18 protein-coding genes are annotated in these 17327 nt (G+C 62.0%); 4 read left to right on the top strand and 14 right to left on the bottom strand.

The window, feature by feature from the left end:
* Nucleotides 1-16: 16 nt before the first annotated feature.
* From NNX37_RS12760 to NNX37_RS12705, 12 genes are all read right to left on the bottom strand, one after another.
* Nucleotides 17-421, bottom strand: a complete 405-nt coding sequence (locus tag NNX37_RS12760; protein WP_255793123.1) for a VOC family protein — start codon at nt 419-421, stop codon at nt 17-19.
* A gap of 218 nt (nt 422-639) precedes the next feature.
* On the bottom strand, nt 640-2049 hold the full coding sequence (gene ligM, locus NNX37_RS12755) for a vanillate/3-O-methylgallate O-demethylase (RefSeq protein WP_255793122.1): 1410 nt from the start codon (nt 2047-2049) through the stop codon (nt 640-642).
* Nucleotides 2050-2187: 138 nt separating this feature from the next.
* Nucleotides 2188-3102 (bottom strand): formyltetrahydrofolate deformylase, encoded by a 915-nt coding sequence (gene purU, locus NNX37_RS12750; protein ID WP_255793121.1) that lies wholly within the window; start codon nt 3100-3102, stop codon nt 2188-2190.
* A gap of 12 nt (nt 3103-3114) precedes the next feature.
* Nucleotides 3115-3981, bottom strand: a complete 867-nt coding sequence (locus NNX37_RS12745) for a methylenetetrahydrofolate reductase (protein ID WP_255793120.1) — start codon at nt 3979-3981, stop codon at nt 3115-3117.
* Nucleotides 3982-4180: 199 nt separating this feature from the next.
* Nucleotides 4181-4846 (bottom strand): response regulator transcription factor, encoded by a 666-nt coding sequence (locus NNX37_RS12740; RefSeq protein WP_255793119.1) that lies wholly within the window; start codon nt 4844-4846, stop codon nt 4181-4183.
* A complete protein-coding gene (locus NNX37_RS12735; RefSeq protein ID WP_255793527.1) occupies nt 4846-5997 on the bottom strand; it encodes a GAF domain-containing sensor histidine kinase in 1152 nt (383 codons plus the stop codon). Before NNX37_RS12735 ends, NNX37_RS12740 begins: the two co-directional genes overlap by 1 nt.
* Nucleotides 5998-6417: 420 nt before the next feature.
* A complete protein-coding gene (locus NNX37_RS12730; protein WP_255793118.1) occupies nt 6418-6693 on the bottom strand; it encodes a muconolactone Delta-isomerase in 276 nt (91 codons plus the stop codon).
* Nucleotides 6694-6723: 30 nt separating this feature from the next.
* Nucleotides 6724-7425, bottom strand: coding sequence for an alpha/beta hydrolase (locus NNX37_RS12725; protein ID WP_255793117.1), 702 nt, complete (start codon nt 7423-7425; stop codon nt 6724-6726).
* The gene (locus NNX37_RS12720; protein ID WP_255793116.1) at nt 7422-8828 is read right to left on the bottom strand and encodes an MFS transporter; all 1407 of its coding nucleotides are present in this window, start codon (nt 8826-8828) and stop codon (nt 7422-7424) included. The genes NNX37_RS12725 and NNX37_RS12720 overlap by 4 nt, the downstream gene beginning before the upstream one ends.
* Complete coding sequence (locus NNX37_RS12715; RefSeq protein ID WP_255793115.1) at nt 8821-9708, bottom strand: class III extradiol dioxygenase subunit beta; 888 nt, start codon at nt 9706-9708, stop codon at nt 8821-8823. The genes NNX37_RS12720 and NNX37_RS12715 overlap by 8 nt, the downstream gene beginning before the upstream one ends.
* The gene (locus NNX37_RS12710; RefSeq protein ID WP_255793114.1) at nt 9701-10057 is read right to left on the bottom strand and encodes a protocatechuate 3,4-dioxygenase; all 357 of its coding nucleotides are present in this window, start codon (nt 10055-10057) and stop codon (nt 9701-9703) included. The genes NNX37_RS12715 and NNX37_RS12710 overlap by 8 nt, the downstream gene beginning before the upstream one ends.
* Before the next feature lie 148 nt (nt 10058-10205).
* On the bottom strand, nt 10206-11693 hold the full coding sequence (locus NNX37_RS12705) for an aldehyde dehydrogenase family protein (protein WP_255793113.1): 1488 nt from the start codon (nt 11691-11693) through the stop codon (nt 10206-10208).
* Between the two features lie 230 nt (nt 11694-11923).
* Here NNX37_RS12705 and NNX37_RS12700 point away from each other — a divergent pair, with 230 nt between their 5' ends.
* From NNX37_RS12700 to NNX37_RS12685, 4 genes are read left to right on the top strand one after another with little or no spacing between them, the layout of a single operon-like run.
* Nucleotides 11924-12814 carry an aldo/keto reductase gene (locus tag NNX37_RS12700; RefSeq protein WP_255793112.1) on the top strand — a complete coding sequence of 297 codons (891 nt, stop codon included), beginning with the start codon at nt 11924-11926 and terminating at the stop codon, nt 12812-12814.
* A gap of 42 nt (nt 12815-12856) precedes the next feature.
* Entirely contained in the window at nt 12857-13558 is a 702-nt protein-coding gene (locus tag NNX37_RS12695; protein WP_255793111.1) for a type 1 glutamine amidotransferase domain-containing protein, read from the top strand.
* Nucleotides 13559-13561: 3 nt separating this feature from the next.
* On the top strand, nt 13562-14410 hold the full coding sequence (locus tag NNX37_RS12690) for an SDR family oxidoreductase (RefSeq protein WP_255793110.1): 849 nt from the start codon (nt 13562-13564) through the stop codon (nt 14408-14410).
* Nucleotides 14411-14443: 33 nt separating this feature from the next.
* Nucleotides 14444-15766: a multidrug effflux MFS transporter gene (locus NNX37_RS12685; protein ID WP_255793109.1), complete on the top strand. Its 1323-nt coding sequence runs from the start codon at nt 14444-14446 to the stop codon at nt 15764-15766.
* Between the two features lie 20 nt (nt 15767-15786).
* On the opposite strand, the gene NNX37_RS12680 is transcribed toward NNX37_RS12685, so the two are convergent.
* Nucleotides 15787-16242 carry a DUF3817 domain-containing protein gene (locus NNX37_RS12680; protein WP_255793108.1) on the bottom strand — a complete coding sequence of 152 codons (456 nt, stop codon included), beginning with the start codon at nt 16240-16242 and terminating at the stop codon, nt 15787-15789.
* 142 nt (nt 16243-16384) lie between these two features.
* A complete protein-coding gene (locus NNX37_RS12675) occupies nt 16385-17290 on the bottom strand; it encodes a DUF5996 family protein (RefSeq protein WP_255793107.1) in 906 nt (301 codons plus the stop codon).
* Between the last annotated feature and the right edge of the window lie 37 nt (nt 17291-17327).

Here is a 17327-nt window from a genome sequence, read left to right as displayed (position 1 = left end):
GCCGAGGCGGCCGGCGCTAACCGTTCCCCGCCCCGGATTCCGACGGCAGCGTCGGCGGAATCTCCGGGAGTTGCTGCAGGGACCACTGGTTGCCGTCCGGATCACTGAAGTAAACAAACGTTCCCCAGTCCAGCGGGGTGATCTCGCTGGCGGCCACGCCATGGTCCACCAGGTGCTGCCGCGCGTCGGCAGCATTGGGAACCACCACCTGGATGCGCTGGGTGCCCGGGGCCATGTCCGTGGTGCCGGGGCCGATCACCACCGAGCAGGCGGACCCGGGCGGGGTCAGCTGCACAAAGCGCAGGTTCTCATCGATCCGTTCGTCGAAGTCGGCGTTGAACCCTATTTGATCCACATAAAAGGCCTTGGAAGCATCCACGTTGGAGACGGGGACGGGCACAAGTTCGATTTTCCAGTCCATGGCCTCCACGCTAGGACCGCCGACGACGGCGCGGAACAGCGCTGCGGACAGCTTCAGTCCTCGTCCGGCAGATTCGGTCCGGGCCGAATCTGCCGGTGCCCGTCGCGCACACTTCTCAGGTTCGCCACACCAGCAATGCAGCCCTGTCGATTTGCCGACGCGGGCTGCATTGCCAGTGAACGGAAAGTATTGAAGCAGGACCAGGCCGGGACAGGGTCCTACACAACCACTGAGTTCCGCCATCCGCCGTCCGTATAATCCTTGCGAACAACTTCTGAGAAAGGCACGGGGCTGACGTCCACATTGACCTCGTACTGGCGGTGCGGCTCGACGGAGGATTTTTTGGTCCCGCCTTCGGGCTCGCCCCAGACGACCTTGAGGTGCGACCCGATCTCCACATCGGGGTTCACAATCGCAAGTGAAAGCGGCCGCTTCTCATTCCAGCTGTAGCCGGTGAACATGGAGACTCCTACCACCTGGCCCGCTTCATCGACTACCGAATCGAAATTCGACGCTCCGTAATTAGCATTTGGCAGGTCGAAAAACTTATAGGGCAGCTGGTCCTTCTGGTACATCGACGCGTGGATAGTTGCTACGTCATCGCCGTCCCAGGCCAGCGTGACTTTCTTGCGCTGTGCCTCCACGTCCATCGCCTCAAGGGCATCACGCCCAATGAAGTCATGGTCGTACTTAATGAACGATCCATAGCCAAGTTCCCACGGCGTGGTGTAGTAACCTTCGATGCTCTCGGGAACATACGATCCGGCAATGGCTGAGTTGGCCTCATAGCTATCTGCACCGAGCCACTGACGGTAATCCGCCAGTTTCTCTCCACTGTAGATTCCGGGCAACGGTGAGGGAATCCACCCGGATTCCAGGGTGTTGCTGGAATAGGCCCGTGCTCCGGCGGGTTCCAGCCCAAACTCCGCGCCTGCTTCAAGAATGGTTTCCCGAATCTTGTCATAGTCCTTGTACGGACCCCAGAGTTCCAGCCCGGGCGCTCCCGCCATTCCATGACGCAAGGTCCGCACCTCGGTGCCTCCCACGTTCATATGGGACATGTTGAAGAATTTCAACTGTTCCAGCGGCCCGCCGTGGACTTTTTCGATGACATCCCAGGCCCGTGGACCCTGGATCTGCAGACGCCAGTATTCACGAGACACGGCCTTCCCCATCGGCCGGGAAGGTGACCTCCGGTCGGCCGTCAGTTCGACATCATATCCACCCTTTTCCGCGTGGTAGAGCAGCCAGTTGGCAGCGGGTGACCGGCCGACATATACGAATTCCTCCTCGGCTTCCCGAAACAGGATGCCGTCCCCGATGACGTGTCCGTAGGGGGTGACGGGAACGTATTGCTTTGCCTTGTTCACGGGAAAAGCGGCTACCGAGTTGATAGCGGTGTCAGAAATCAGCTGCAACGCCCCCGGCCCGGATATAAACAGGTTGTCCATGTGATGGGACTGATCAAACAGCACAGCAGATTCACGCCATGACCGCACCTCGTTACGCCAGTTAGTAAACTCCGCGGCAACAACCGGGTAGACGTAGGCACCGACCTGCACATTGCGCAGGTGGTCCACGATGTTTCCGGACGCGTCTAAAACCTCTTGCAGGGAAGCGTTGGTCATGTCAGGTTTCCTTTCGTTGTTGTAAAACGTGCTGCTTGCGCAATCTGTTGCAAAAGGCTCGGGCCCGGCTACAGCAACCACGGCGTCCTCGGGGCTGGCTCCGTCAACCAACACCGCCCCGTTTGGCTCTATCCGGCGCTAGAAAACGATTGTGACGTTGCCGTCCCGGAGCACCCGGTCCGCGCAGTGGGCTTCGACCGCGTGCGAAAGCACACGTCGCTCTACATCGGCTCCGCGCCGCTGAAGATCGGCCACAGACTCACGGTGGGTAACGTGAATAACGTCTTGACTGATGATGGGACCTTCGTCCAGGTCTTTGGTGACGTAATGGGCAGTGGCTCCGATAAGCTTCACGCCTCGTTCTTTGGCTTTCCGATAAGGAGCCGCACCGATAAACGCCGGCAGGAATGAGTGATGGATGTTTATGATGGGGACCCCTGCCTGCTCAATGAATTCTTCGGTAATGATCTGCATGTATCGGGCGAGGACAATGAGGTCAACGTTCCCATCGATGAGTTCCAGCTGGCGCGCCTCTGCCTCGGCTCGATTCTCCTTGTCAGCCGGTATATAGAAATAGGGAATGCCGAAGGGTCGAACGTCCTCGCTGAGGTCCGGATGGTTTGAGATGACCATGGTGATATCGATCGGCAGTTCGCCACGGCGCTGCCGCCAGAGAAGGTCCAGCAGACAATGATCCGATTTCGAAACGAAGACGGCCACGCGCTTACGCTTCTTCACCTCGATCAGCTGCCATTCAAGGCCGAAACCATCGAGACGGGACTCAAGTGCCCCTCGTAGACAATCAAGATTGGCAGCCAGATCAGGAAGCGTAAAAACTGTGCGCTGAAAAAAGCGGCCTCCAACCGGGTCCGAGGTGTGTTGGTCCAGTGAAACAATGTTTCCCTCGAATCGGGCAAGAACCTCGGTGATGGCGGCTACGATGCCGGATTGATCTGTTCCATGAAGGACGAGCCGCGCAACATCGTCAGCAGCAGGGTAGGGCGCAGCAGATTCCTGGGGAAGCGGTGCGGGAGTTGTCCCGGATCTGTCCATGACGGTTCTCCTCTATCCGCGTGTCTGCTCAAGCATGGCCCGACGCCAGGCTTCAGTATGGGCTAGGTCATTGAAGGTGAAAATGTGGAAGCCTTTGATAGCGGCCTCGCTGGACGGAAGCCCCTGGACCAGCCCCTTGATGAGCTGCGTCGGCTCGTAACCGGAGGGGCTAAAGAACCGCCAGAACATGTTCTGCTGCTTCTTGAGGAAATTGGCTGACTGCCCGAGTCCAAGCCCTGCAGACACACGAAGCAGTTTTTGCCGACTGACCGGCCCGGGCATGCCGGCATAAATCGGCAGGTTGATGCCTTTCCTGCGCATGCGGGATCCCCAGTCCATGAAGGTACGCGGATCAAAGCAGATCTGGGTCAGAACCCGGGTCGCATGAGGCGCTTTGTCGCCCAGTGCCTGTTCCAGGACAGCATCGTCGATTAGCGCGTGCCCCTCCGGGTAACCGCCGATGCCGACGTCGGTAAAGTGGTGCCCTCGGTCCTTCAACGCTTTCAAGAGGCCGAGCGCATCATAAAACTCGCCGGCAGGCTCTTGAACATCGCCCCCGATGATGAAAACCCTATGGATATTGGCTGCTTCCAATCGGCGCACCACGGTATCGAGCTCTTCGACGTCCCGTACCAAACGTGCCGGAATATGAGGAGCTACGGAGTAGCCGCGGTTCTGGAGGTAGACGGCCGTCTCCAAGGTGGGCTCGAGTCCCTTGCCGCCGGTAGCCGTGACCGTCAGGGGGATGTTTGTTGGCACTTCCGCCACAACTTTGTCTTTGGCGGTCTTAAAAGGCATGATTTCGTAGCTGATATTGTCCAGCAGTGCCGCAAGGGTGCTCCGCTGCTCGTTCGTGGCCGCCAACACTCGCGAAACCATCAGTCCTCCTTGATGATTGGCCCTCGGTGCCGAGGATCCAGACGCATTCACTCTAAGTCTGGAATTCCTTCAGCCCGTAAGGTATCTGTCCGGACTTCCACCGCGACATATGTCGCAGTGGAAGTCCGGACTCATCACGGCAAATGGTTCCGAGGCACCTGACGTTCAGCTGCTTTGAGAACGGCACTTCACGCCCGGTTTAGGCAGGTGGCACGGTTAGCCCCACGCTGACTGCGAGCAAGGCGGCCTGGGTTCGAGAGGCGAGACTGAGCTTGCCCAAAACATTGGAGACATGGGTGCGGGCAGTGCGTTCACTGATAAACAGTTCTGTGGCAATCTCACGGTTGGATTTCCCTGTACCCACCAGCTGAAGAACAGTCCGTTCCCGCTCTGTAAGGGAAGAAATGCCCGCACCTGGCGAACTCATAATATTCGCAAACTTCCTGGCCATAGAGGTATCGATAAAAACCTCATCGCGCGCGGCTGCCCGAATAGCAGCAGCAACCTCCTGGGCACCTGCATCCTTGAGCAGATAACCGGATGCACCCAGCTGCATCAGGGTGTTCATTCTTTCCGCTTCACCGTAGCTGGTAAGAATAACCACCTTTACATCCGGGTATCTGCGTCGGATTTCCGGCATGGTGCTGGTCCCGTCCATATTGGGCATCATGAGGTCCAGCAAAACGACGTCGGGCAGCTTTCCATAGGCGGCAAGGGCAGCCAGTTGTTCCAGGGCATCTTGGCCGTCCACCGCTTGCCCCACCGCCTCGATGTCATCCAATACGTCCAGGTAGGCAGATATCCCACGGCGGGCGACCGCGTGGTCGTCGACAATGAGAACCTTCAACAGCTGGGGAACACTCATCATTTTTCTCCCTCATCGAGCACGAACGGAACGTCAGCACGCACCACAGTGCCGATGTTCCCGAAGTCCCAGTCCACGCTGAAGGACCCTTGCCAGCGCATGGTGCGTTGCCGCATGAAAGCCATCCCGTGCCCATCCCCCACGGGATCTGTCAGTCTGCGCGCGGGCGGACCGCCATTGTCTTGCACCGTTAGCAGTACCCGCCCGCTTTCAACGACGCAACGGACGTCCACGAGATCTGCCGGAGAGTGTTTCAACACGTTGTGGACCGCTTCGGCCGCCACATGGTAAATGTCTTCCCCCAGGCCCTCATTGATTCGGTCAAGCTGCGGGTCAACGTGGAGCTCGAATTTCACCCCGGTTTGCCGATGAGTCGTGGCCGCCAATCTGGAGAGGGCTCCCCCCAGACCCACACCTTCGATAGCGCTTGGCCTTAGTTTCGCCACGAGGCCTCGCAGGTCTTTCAGCACCGACTCCGAGATGCTCCCCAGTTCGTTGGCGACTGACTGGACCCTCGGGTCATATCCAATACCTTCCACTCCGGCCAGGACTTTCAGTGTTTGCGTCAGCATGCCCATGGAGAAAACCTGCTGTACCACTGAATCGTGGAGATCCCGGGCCAGGCGCTGGCGTTCCTCCAGATGAGCCGCCGTGCGTTCTTCTTCAAGAAGGGACGCATAGTCAATAGCTAGCCCTGCCTGGTCAGCCATCGATGCCAGAAAGTCAACCGCTTCGGCGTCTATTTCCTGACCGGGCTTCACAAACACGTTAAGGATGCCAATGGTGCTGTGCCGAACATTGATTGGAATTGAGGCAAACGCATCCCATTCGGGATACCGGTGGAACTCGTGTAGTGGCTGCCAAGCGGGGTTCGACATGATGGCCGCATATCGATGGGAAATAACCACGGGTTCACCGGACTCGAAGGCATCAAGCATACGTAGATCCGCTCCCCTGGTCTTGCATTCCATGAGCAGGGGGAAGAAAGAACCGCTCCGGGATGACGGGAAGCCCGCCATGCCCAGCATATGCAGCCTCTCTCCCCCGGACTGTTCGTTGGCCAGCACTTGCACACCGGCCAATCCGTCGGCCTGGAGAATTTCGTTGGCCAAGGCATTGAGTGTCGCCGGCAGCGATCGCTCGGACGCCACCCTCGCAGCTGTCCGGGCCACTGCCGCTGCCCGCCGTTCACGCTGCCGACGGACGGTTACATCGTGAAAAGCAATGGCATACCTGCCGTTTGACGGCTGGATCCGATACGCCAACTCGCGAGACACTCCAGAGGTCCTGATCCACCCTGAACTCCAATTGGACCCGCTGCCATCATCCTTATCGCTAAGCCTTGATGGCGCAGGGATGAGGCCCTCCAACACCTCAGTCCCGCCTTGTCCAAGAATTTCCCGGCCGACAGCGTTGACCTCTTCCACTTTTCCGCGCTCATCCAGGAGGGCTAAGCCAACCGGCCAGGTATTCGCATCCCCGCTCTTCACGCTCCACCTTTCCACTCCTTGCGTGCTTTGGATCACACAGTAGCAAGGAGGTTAGGAGGCACGATCAGAACGCACGGATCCTCATTGCTCCTGCGGGTGCGTCGCAAGCGCCTCAATGTGTACGTCCATCCACGGAAACTGTGGCAGGGAAGACAGCGCTTCATGAAGTTCGGTGGCGTCAGCGGTTTCCCACAGCCCGACGACTGCTCGCCGTCCAGGAACGCGCCATAGCCGCTTCAATATTTTGTCCCGGCGAAGTTCCGCTGCCCGCTCACGCTCCAATTGTTTGAGCCCGGCAATGTGCTCCTTGCTGAACGATTCCGGCAGCGTCGTCTCGAATCGGACGAGAAATTCCATCCATGCCCCTTCCTGAGGCTCCAGCCTGGGTCAGCCAATAATCTTGAGCAGTACGGAGACGAGCTCCTGCGGCGCCGTCACCATGGCTTCATGGCCAGTCTTAAGCTCATGCGTCTCCCACCCCTCTGCTGCGCACTGTTGGGCAAACGCCTGAAAAACGCGCATCCATTCGACGCATTCCACGAAGACCCCGGGAACTTCCCTATGGGCTCCGGTAAGGAACAAAGGATCGGTGTACGTCTTCCACGGATGCGGGGTCAGTTTCGGCACAAGCCAATTAAGGTCGTCCGAAGACGTGACTCCGAGCTTTTCCAGTGGCCTCGGAGGGATAAGCCAACCGAAGCCGGACTGTTTGACGGATTCCCGATAATGGTGCGCCACAGTGGCCGGAAGAAGATCAATCGCCGGGCGGCCGTCCCCAATAAACCCATCTAGGTACACCCGCCTGGCTATCTGGGCCGGAAGCCTATCGGCCACCCCTGTGATTACCTGCCCCCCGTAGCTGTGACCGACCAGGGTGACTTCGGCCAGATCATAAGCCTCAATCATCTTCACAATGTCATCGACGTGCGTTTCCAAACCGATATACGGATTGATGATGTGCGCCCGGTCCGAAACACCGGAGAGCGTGGGGGTATAGACCCTGTGGCCGGCTTCCTCGAGTCGGGGCACCACCCGCTGCCAGCACCACCCGCCGTGCCACGCTCCCGGCACCAGGACGATGGTACTCATTCCCGGCCCTCCCGTACCGCGCCCATGCCGGGATGTTCCGCGCCCGGCTTCACGGGGGCGTCCGCGGAGGCGGGATGCCGCCCGACTTTGAGGACCGCCATGGCAGCAAAGCTGATCAGGCCCATGAGAAGCAGGTAGAGCGCGATCGGCATCGAGGAATTGAAGGCCGCAAACAAACCTGTTGCGATAAGGGGCATGAAGCCGCCCCCGAGGATAGAACCGATCTGGTATGCCGTTGACGCACCGCTGTAACGCACCTCCGTGGGAAAGAGCTCAGCGATCAGGGCGGCCTGGGGCCCGGCCATCAGTGACTGGCCCAACAGAATCACCGCAAAGGCAATCGCTATGTTCAACGGCTTTCCGCTGTCCACGAGCCAGAAGAACGGGAAGGACCAAACGGTCAGCAACGCCGCCCCCCACAGGAAGACCGGCTTCTGCGCGAACCGGTCCGCCAGCACCGCACCAAGGGCGATTGTGATCAGATGACAGATTGCGCCAAAAATGATGAGCAGCAGCATGGTGTTCCGCTCGATCCCCAGGGTACTCGTACCGTAGGAGAGCATGTAAACGGAATAGAGGTATCCGATTGCCGGCGCAGCGATCGAAACGATCCCGGCGAGCAGCACGGTGCCCGTGTAATTCCGGAATAGATCCAGGATCGGAGCCTTGACGTCCTTCCGTTCCAGCTTGACCGCTTTGAATGCCGGCGAGTCTTCGATTCTCAGGCGCATCCATAGGGCAATGAGGATCAGGACCGCACTGAAGAGGAAGGGCACCCGCCAACCCCAGGCTTGGAAGGCGTCCGGGGCAAGAATATTCGTGACAATGACGAACACAATGTTGGCGCCGATGATGCCTATCGGCAACCCCATCTGGGGGAATGAGCCATAGAGAGCCCGCCGGTTAGTCGGTGAATATTCCACGGCCATGAGGACCGCGCCGCCCCACTCACCCCCGACTCCGATACCTTGCATCAGCCGCAGAGTGACCAGCAGGATGGGGGCCCAGATGCCGATCGTAGCGTAGGTCGGAAGCAAGCCGATTGCCACGGTGGCGATGCCCATCAGCAACATGGAGACAAGCAACATGGACTTGCGGCCTACCCGGTCTCCGTAGTGCCCCATTATCAGGCCGCCGAGCGGGCGCGCCAGGAAGCCAACGGCAAAGGAAGCAAAGGCTGCAAGCGTTCCAGCCAGGGGATTGTCGGTCGGAAAGAACTGCGGTCCAAAGACCAGCGCCGCCGCAGAACCGTAAATGAAAAAGTCGTACCATTCAATGGCAGTGCCGACGAGACTGGCACCCAGGACCTGTTTCCTCTCCTTTGCGGGAGGCAGCGCGGTATGCCCGGTGCCGCTGGCGGATGCCGGGCGTGCGGGCACCGCGGACGATGACATCTCACTCATGGATCATCCCTTCCCTTTCGTCGACGATGGCATCGCCCTCCAGTGTGGCGAAAAGAGCGAGCGCCGCTGCGGTGTTGGATGCTGGCACGTGGTATGTGTCATGCACACGGCGGATGTCATCCCCCAGTGCTCCGCGCATGATCAGCCACATGATCATCTCTATGCCTTCCGACCCCGCTTCACGGATGTATTCAGTCCGGGAAATCGCGGCGAGACTCTGCGGGTCCTTCTCTATCTGAGTGAGGAAATTCCGGTCGAACTCCTCATTAATCAGGCCCGCTCGTTCTCCAGATAGCTGGTGAGACATGCCGCCTGTACCGAAGACCGCGACCTTGATGTCCTGTGGATAGGACCGAATGGCACGTCCGAGCGCTTCGCCCAGCTCCAGGCACCGCTGCGCGGTGGGCTGAGGATAGTGCAGCACGTTGACCAGGATGGGCACGACGGAACAAGGCCATGCATCCCCCGGTGCCGGTGTATACACCGACAGAGGCACGGTGAGTCCGTGATCCACGTCGAGGTCCTGCAGGACGGTGAGGTCGAATCCCTCGTCCACGAGGTTCACCAGCAGGTGTTCGGAGAGATCAGGCGCACCGACCACGTTCGGAACCCGGCGAGGTCCGTAACCCTCATCAGCGACCTGGTAATGATCCGACGTTCCCATAGCGAAGGTGGGAATGATGGACATATCCAACGCGTTCGCGTGGTCGTTGTAGATGATGACGGCAACATCCGGCGGGCGGACTGCCATCCATTCCCGAGCAGGCGCGTACCCGTCGAATAGGGGCTTCCAGTATTCGTCCGCGGTTTTCCGGTTATCCATCGCCGCCCCAATTGACGGCACATGTGAGGTGGCAAGGCCCCAGATTATTTCAGCCAAGCTTCCGCCCTCCTGCCCTAAGCTCGGCGATGAACTCATCGGTACTCATACCTGTGAAGACCGCGCCGAGGTCCTGCATGGATTTACGGTCAATGGCCGCAAGTTTGAGGACGTAAAAAATCGACGCTCCTATTTCCGTCATCCTCTTCCAATCGCGTTCCAGGACCACACGTTTCTGCTCATCGTTGAGGTTGTGTGCGTCGCAGTAAGCGGCTTCGTTCAGGCTGAATTTTTCTCGGTTGGCCGCATCTTTGAGGGAGAAAAACATTCTATTTAAGGCCCGTCCTCGATTGCTCGACTCGGTGTCGTAAATATGTGTTCCCTCAATACGCGGAGTATGGGATGACACGATGCATCCTCCTAAGTACGAGTGTGTGGTGCTTATCACTCGGTGAGCCTATGTCTGCTCAACGGAGAGGGCACCGGCAGCGTGACTCGACTCGGATGCGACTTTTGTCCCGTTTAGCGGAAAGTCTGCGGTCTTGGAGCTTCAGACCTCAGTGCGCAGCAGCGGCTGCAGCCTCGTCAAGGTGGGCAATGGAACGGGTGTCCTGGAAAGCCCGGACGCCCTGGATTCCCTGTTCACGGCCCATGCCGGACTGCTTCATGCCGCCGAACGGGGCACGAAGGTCCAAACGGGTTGCTCCGTGGTCGTTGACCCACACGTAGCCGCAGGCAAGTTGTGAACCGACCGCGTTGGCCCGAGCCGGGTCCTCGGTCCAGACCGAGCCGCAGAGCCCCGCCCAGGTGTCGTTGGCCCAGGTGACGGCGTCGTCCTCGGCATCAAACGGAATGATCGGGATCACGGGCCCGAACTGCTCCTCGGTGACCACACGCAGTTCCGGCGGCGGATCAAGGACCAGCGCCGGGCGCAGGAAGTTGCCGTCCCGCAGGTCGGGGTCCTCGGGAAGGGTGCCGAAGCGGCGGACCTCGGCACCGGCGGCCTCCGCCTCCTGGATCAGGTCTTCGACGAAGGCCTTCTGCGCCGCGGAGTGCAGCGGCCCCATGGTTGTTCCTTCATCGAGGCCGTAGCCCAGGACAGCCTTCTCCAGCCGGGCGGACAATCCCTGCACCAGTTCTTCCATGCGGGACCGGTGGACGTAGATCCGTTTGGCGTTCATGCAGATTTGCCCCGTGGTATCGAAGACCGCGGCATGGAGCCGGTCCAGCCGAGTGTCGTCCAGGAGTGCATCGTCAAGGATGATGGCTGCGTCGTTTCCTCCGAGCTCGAGGGTGACCCGGGTCAGCGATCCGGAAGCCATTTCCATGATCCGCCTGCCGCCGTTGACGCTGCCGGTGAAACAGACCTTGGCTACGTCGTCGTTCCGGATCAGGCCGGACATGTCGCTGTCCCGGCCGGTGACGACGTTCAGCACTCCCGGCGGCAGCTTCTCGGCAACCCGCTGCACAATCCGGGTGGTTGCCAGCGGTGCGGTGGGCGGCGGTTTGACGATGGCGGTGTTGCCGGCCAGCAGGGCGTGGGGCAGGGACGCCCCGAGGATTGCCACCGGCCAGTTGAAGGGAACAATCACCGTCACCACGCCCAGCGGCTGGTAGGACACGGTGGTGGTCACGGGGATGCCCGGCGCCGGTTCGAGAATCCCGTCCTGATCCACCTGATCGGCCAGCGAGAGGGCAAGCTGCCAGCGGAGCTCGAAGACGAGGGCATCCACCCAGCTCTCCATAACAATCTTGCCGTTCTCACGGGACAGGATGGCCGCGTCCTCATCCCGCAGATCGGCTATGCCGGCAATCGCGTCGGCCATCCGGGCCGCCCGTTCCTGTGCCGACAGTGCGGACCACGCGGGAAAGGCTGCCTTGGCGGCTCCGACGGCATCCGCCACGTCCTCCGGCGATGCAGCCGCTGCATGGCCGGCCACCGACCCGGGCCTGGCAGGATCCGCGACCGCCAGGGTCTCCTGCGTGCTCCGGGACTCGCCGTTGATGTACAGCCCGGTCACCACTTGGGCGGAAGTCTTTGTCATCGCCAACACCTCTCTGTGTTGCTGCTGGGTTCCTGCTGGGTTCCTGCTCAGCTGTGTTCGCCGGCCGGCACCACCGGATGTCACGCGGCAGTGGTCACAACGTAGCCCACCTTCGGAGTCCGGACAACAGGGTCCGGACGGCCGCCTTCGGGCCCCGGACCGCTCAGTCGCCACCGCCGAACTAAGGCTGCTGAGGAATAAACCCGGCGACGGGCCGTGTTGACGCCTGTATGACTGATACGACGGAAAACTCTCCCGCCCTGTCCCCCACCATCGACCTCAAGGATCTCGGCATCGTACACCGCCTGGGCTTCGGGGCGATGCGCATTGTCGGGCCCGGTGTCTGGGGCGAACCGGAAAGCCGCGGAACCGCCGTCGACGTGGTGCGCCGCGCCGTCGAGCTGGGCGTCGACTTCATCGACACCGCCGATTCCTACGGACCGAACATCAGCGAAGAAATCATCGCCGAGGCACTGTACCCCTACCCGGACGGTGTCCGCATCGCCACCAAGGTCGGCTTCGTCCGTACCGGCCCGGACGTCTGGGTACCGGTGGGCCGCCCCGAATACCTGCGCCAGCAGACCGAACTCGCGCTGCGCAAGCTCAAGGTCGATTCCCTGGACCTTCTGCAGCTGCACCGCATTGACCCCAAGGTCGATCCCGAAGAGCAGTTCGCCGTGCTGCGCGATCTCCAGCAGGAGGGCAAGGTGAAGGCCCTCGGCCTGTCCCAGGTCTCCGTTGCCGAGCTGGAAGCCGCGTCAAAGTTCTTCACCGTCTCCACCGTGCAGAACCGCTACAACCTCACCGACCGCTCCTCCGAGGACGTGCTGAAGTACGCCGAGGACAACGGCATCGGCTTCATCCCGTGGGCCCCGATCTCCGCCGGCGAGCTGGCCCAGCCGGGCGGCCCCGTGGACGAAGCCGCCAAGCGGCTGAATGCCAGCACCTCGCAGGTCGCCCTCGCCTGGCTGCTGCGCCGCTCGCCGGTCATGATGCCGATCCCGGGCACGGGCTCCATCAGCCACCTCGAGGACAACCTGGGTGCAGCCGACATTTCACTCGACGACGCCACCTTCGCTGAGCTGGACGCTGCCGGCGCCGCCGCAGCACCGGCCAAGTAACAACACTTTCCGCATTTCCGCCAAGCAAAGGAAAAAGAACGCATGGCAAATATCCTGATGGTTGTATCCGCAGCAGACTCCCTCACCATGAAGGACGGCAGCGAACACCCCACCGGCTACTGGGCCGAAGAACTGGTTGAATCCCACCGGGTGCTGCGCGAGGCCGGACATACCGTCCGCATCGCCACCCCCGGCGGCGTGAAGCCTACCGTGGACTCTGTATCCCTGGCCCCCGAGTCCGCCGGCAGCCCGGAAAAGGCCGCCGCTTTCATCCAGTACATCTCCTTTATTGACGCTGAGCTCTCCTCCCCGCTGGTGCTCGCCGATGTAGACATGTCGGAGTACGACGCCGTGGTGATGCCGGGCGGGCACGGTCCCATGGCGGATCTGGCGTTCGACAAGGACATGGGCCGGATCCTCATTGAGGCGGACGCCGCGGGCAAGATCATTGCCCCGTTCTGCCACGGCCCGGCAGGCCTGCTGGCCGCCGAGACCGAAGACGGCACGTTCATCTTTGCCGGCCGCAAGCTCACCGTCTTCACCGACGAGGAAGAGCGGGGCGGCGGTACCGGCGAGAACACCCCCTGGTTCGTGGAGGAAGTGCTGCGGACCAAGGGTGCCGAGATCGAAACCGGTCCGGCCTGGACCAGCTACGTTGTCCGGGACCGGAACCTGATCTCCGGCCAGAACCCCCAGTCCAGCGAGGATGTGGCCAAGGCCGTCATCTCCGCCCTGGCTGAGTAGAACATGACGGTCCTGATCGCCGGCTGCGGTGATCTGGGCACGGAAGCCGGCCTGCGGTTTGCCGCGGCCGGCTTTTCCGTGCTCGGCTGGCGCCGCTCCCCGGAGAAACTTCCGCAGGAAATCACCGGGCAGGCCGGAGATCTGGCCGCCGGGGACCTGCCGCGCATTCCGGCGGACACCGACGTCGTGGTGATAGCAGTGGCCGCCGGCAGCCGCACCGAGGAGGCCTACCGTGCCGCCTACGTCACCGGCACCTCGAACGTCCTCGACGCCCTGGACCGTGACGGCGTCCAACCGCGCCGCATCCTCTTCGTTTCCTCCACTGCGGTGTACGGCGATGCCGACGGCGGCGAGGTGGACGAGGAAACTCCGACCGCCCCGGCGTCGGCCACCGGTGCCGTCATTCGGGAAGCCGAGCAGCTGCTGCACGCACGCCGCCCCGACGCGGTGGTGCTGCGGCTGTCCGGCATATACGGGCCGGGACGGACCCGCCTGATCGATTCCGTGACGTCCGGAACCGCCGTCGTACCGGACGGAAGCCAGCTGACCAACCGCATCCACCGCGATGATGCAGCCGCGGCCATCGTGCATCTGACGACCCGGGTTTCGGATCCCGCGCCGCTCTATGTTGGAGTGGATATGGAGCCGGTGGAGCTGGCCGAGGTGCTCGGGTTCCTGGCTGCCGAACTCGGCCGGGAACTGCCGCCGGAGGGCGACACGTCCAGCAGCCGCGGCGGCAACCGCAGGCTAAGCAACCGGCGGCTGTTGGGAACCGGATTCGAGTTTGCCTACCCCACGTACCGGGAAGGCTACCGGGCCGTGCTCGCGGGAGCCGGTGTCCGGCACCCTTAAGATTTTTGTAACCGTACCTGCACCAGGAGCCCAGTGAGCGATACCCCGCCCAAGACCGGAACACGAGACCGCACGAGTTCGCGCGTCAGTAAGCGCACGAGCATCAAGTACATCCTGATGCTCGGTGCGCTGGCCGCGCTGCCGGCCGTGACCACCGACATGTACCTCCCCGCGCTGCCCGAGGTGGCCGAGGACCTGCACACCAGTGCCGCCGCCGCCCAGTTCACCCTTTCCGGCACGCTGCTTGGCGCCGCCGTCGGGCAGCTCGTCATCGGTCCGTTCTCGGACCGCTTCGGCCGGCGGCTGCCGCTGATCATCGGCATCGGAATGCATGTAGTGGTGTCACTGCTGTGCTTCATCGCCCCGAACATCGGCATCCTGATTGCGCTCCGGATGCTGCAGGGCTTCTTCAACGCCGCCGCCGGCGTGGTGTCCCTTGCCGTAGTACGGGATCGGTTCACCGGTTCCACCGCCGCGGCCATGCTGTCCCGGCTGATGCTGATCATCGGCCTGGCTCCCCTGCTGGCGCCGTCTATCGGCGGTGCTGTTTCCGGGCTGTTCAGCTGGCGGGCGGTGTTCCTCGCCCTGGCACTGATCGGGGTTGTGCTCGGTGTCATTGTGCTTCGGTGGATGCCGGAGACGCTGCCGCCGGCACGCCGCCGCACCAAGGCCGGCGCCAGCACGTTCAGCGGTTTCCGTGTGCTGCTGCGTGACCGGCAGTTCCTGGCCCACGCCATCATCCCCGGACTGGGCATGGGAGTGATCATGAGCTACGTGGTGGGCTCTCCGTTCGTCTTCCAGGAGGGCTACGGTCTGAGCCCGGCACAGTACGCGCTGGTGTTCGCCATCAACGGCGTGGGCATGGTGATTTCGGCCCAGCTCAACGCCTGGCTGGTGGGCCGCCATTCCCCAATGCGCATCCTGCGGGTGGCCGTGCTCCTGCTGCTGGGACTGGCTGCACTGCTGCCGGTCATCGTGCTGACGGGGCTGGGCGGAGCGGCGGGCCTGACGGCCGGACTCTGGCTGGTTCTGGCCATGCACGGCTTCATCGCCGCGAACTCCTCCATCCTGGCCCTCAGCAACTACGGGCACATGGCCGGCAGTGCCGCAGCCATGATCGGCGCCCTGCAGGTGGGACTGGCGGGACTTATCAGCCCGTTGGTCGGCATCCTTGGGGGCAGCGCCCTGGCCATGGTCTCGGTGATCATCGGCTGTGCCGTGCTGATTGTCCTGATCCTGGCCACGGCCACGACGGCGTACCGCCGGGGCGGCTCCGACCGTCCGGGCCGGCGTCGGCTGCGTCCGGAGGCCGAGCCGACCGGGGCTGGTGCCGCCCAGGCTGGTGTGGAGTCCTAGGGCTTACCCCATCGGAACGCTTACCCCACTTGAACGGGCGGGCCGAGGCGGAGCAGGACGCTGAAGACCACGGCCACGGCTATCAGGGCCACGATCCCGGCGACGATCGGGCGGCGCAGCACGAGGGCGGCGATCCGGTCCACCCCGTTGGCCGGCTCTTCGCCGCCGGGAGCCATCCGCCAGCCTCCGGCCAGCATCCCGCGGCGGTCCACTGACCGCTCAAAGGGAATGGTTGCCCACGGGATCACCGTGGTGGCCAGGCCGAGGATGCCGGTGCGAGCCGGCCACTTCTGGTTGGCCCAGACAAACAGGGTGACGACGCCGTAGGCCAGGAAGACGAAGCCGTGCAGGCCGCCGAAGATCGGCGTCAGGGCCTCGAAATCCAGCACGTATTTGGCGAACATGCCGATAAGGAGCAGGGTCCAGGTCACGGCTTCGGCCAGGGCGAGGGTGCGGAACAGTTTGCGGGGAGACATCGGTGCTCTCTCGGTGGTGGCGGATGCTGCCGCGGCAACCAGGGGTTACCAACGGGTTGTCAGAATCCTACCGCGGCCGTTGGCCGCGGACCCCCACCCGGGGCGCACCTGCGACGAAGATCAACCTTTCCGTCGAGCGCCGTCAGTCATAGGTCAGCGGCTGAGTAATCCATTCGATGTCTCCCCAGGGGTCCATGCGCTGCAGGATGTCGAAGCTGGTGCGGCAGAAGTCCACTACCGCCCGCTGCGGATCGTCATAGGAGAAGGCGTCCTGAAGCGTCAGGATGAATTCACTGGACCGAGTGAGGAATTCGGCCTTCTGCGGGGCGAGCATGGTCCCGTAGCTGCCGATGTTGGAGAGGAACGGATACGGCATCACATAGAACGAGGGTTCTGTGGAGGACGGGTCCCCCGGCCAGAAGCCGAACTCGCAGAACCTCTCGTCAAAGCAGTTCACTGCTATTACGCCGCTGCCCGGGTACGGCTCCGGCTGGCCGCTGAAAATGGTCCCGGAGAGGTCCATGGTGCCGAACCAGTACGAGGGTGCGAAGACCTTGCCACGGACCGGCCCGAAGAACTGTCCAAGGCTGCGGTGTGCGAAGTGCAGGTTGTCCAGGAAGAGCTCCACCGCGTGCTTGTCGTAAGTGGCGTGCTTGGTGTCGGCGTCGAACGGCACCGGGTCGTAAAATTCCTGCGGCTCGGTGTTGATGGTGGTTGGCGCACCGATGAAGTCCAGTGCCCCCATTAGCTGGCGGTAGAAATCCGCCACGCTCAGACCGTCGCTGAGTTCCAGCCGGGTGCGGATGTAGTTGCTGTTCTGGACGTCCACGTGGTGCTGGCGCAGGTTGAAGTAAATCTCGAAGTTTGCGGCGGGACCGGGGATGATCCCGGTACCAATGCCCTGGACCGTGAGCGGCATCCGTACATGGCCCCATTCCGGTTCCGGATAGCTGCGTTCCAGCTTCACCTTGCCTGCCACCTGCAGGTACAGGTGCAATGTGTCGGCCGTGGCCTGCCAGTCCGGATAGGTCAGGAAGTTCTTGTCCATGGGAAGCGCCTTCAGTGGAGGGGCGGACAGCTCACGT

It is taken from the genome of Arthrobacter zhaoxinii (assembly GCF_024385505.1).
GTDB classification, from domain to species: domain Bacteria; phylum Actinomycetota; class Actinomycetes; order Actinomycetales; family Micrococcaceae; genus Arthrobacter_B; species Arthrobacter_B zhaoxinii.
This window is presented reverse-complemented; position numbering and strand designations above follow the sequence as displayed.

Bases quoted from the DNA above. Each gene is read 5' to 3' on its own strand.
- NNX37_RS12760 (WP_255793123.1), bottom strand. From the start codon at position 421: ATGGACTGGAAAATCGAACTTGTGCCCGTCCCCGTCTCCAACGTGGAT.
- ligM (WP_255793122.1), bottom strand. From the start codon at position 2,049: ATGACCAACGCTTCCCTGCAAGAGGTTTTAGACGCGTCCGGAAACATC.
- purU (WP_255793121.1), bottom strand. From the start codon at position 3,102: ATGGACAGATCCGGGACAACTCCCGCACCGCTTCCCCAGGAATCTGCT.
- NNX37_RS12745 (WP_255793120.1), bottom strand. From the start codon at position 3,981: ATGGTTTCGCGAGTGTTGGCGGCCACGAACGAGCAGCGGAGCACCCTT.
- NNX37_RS12740 (WP_255793119.1), bottom strand. From the start codon at position 4,846: ATGAGTGTTCCCCAGCTGTTGAAGGTTCTCATTGTCGACGACCACGCG.
- NNX37_RS12730 (WP_255793118.1), bottom strand. From the start codon at position 6,693: ATGGAATTTCTCGTCCGATTCGAGACGACGCTGCCGGAATCGTTCAGC.
- NNX37_RS12725 (WP_255793117.1), bottom strand. From the start codon at position 7,425: ATGAGTACCATCGTCCTGGTGCCGGGAGCGTGGCACGGCGGGTGGTGC.
- NNX37_RS12720 (WP_255793116.1), bottom strand. From the start codon at position 8,828: ATGAGTGAGATGTCATCGTCCGCGGTGCCCGCACGCCCGGCATCCGCC.
- NNX37_RS12705 (WP_255793113.1), bottom strand. From the start codon at position 11,693: ATGACAAAGACTTCCGCCCAAGTGGTGACCGGGCTGTACATCAACGGC.
- NNX37_RS12700 (WP_255793112.1), top strand. From the start codon at position 11,924: ATGACTGATACGACGGAAAACTCTCCCGCCCTGTCCCCCACCATCGAC.
- NNX37_RS12695 (WP_255793111.1), top strand. From the start codon at position 12,857: ATGGCAAATATCCTGATGGTTGTATCCGCAGCAGACTCCCTCACCATG.
- NNX37_RS12690 (WP_255793110.1), top strand. From the start codon at position 13,562: ATGACGGTCCTGATCGCCGGCTGCGGTGATCTGGGCACGGAAGCCGGC.
- NNX37_RS12680 (WP_255793108.1), bottom strand. From the start codon at position 16,242: ATGTCTCCCCGCAAACTGTTCCGCACCCTCGCCCTGGCCGAAGCCGTG.
- NNX37_RS12675 (WP_255793107.1), bottom strand. From the start codon at position 17,290: ATGGACAAGAACTTCCTGACCTATCCGGACTGGCAGGCCACGGCCGAC.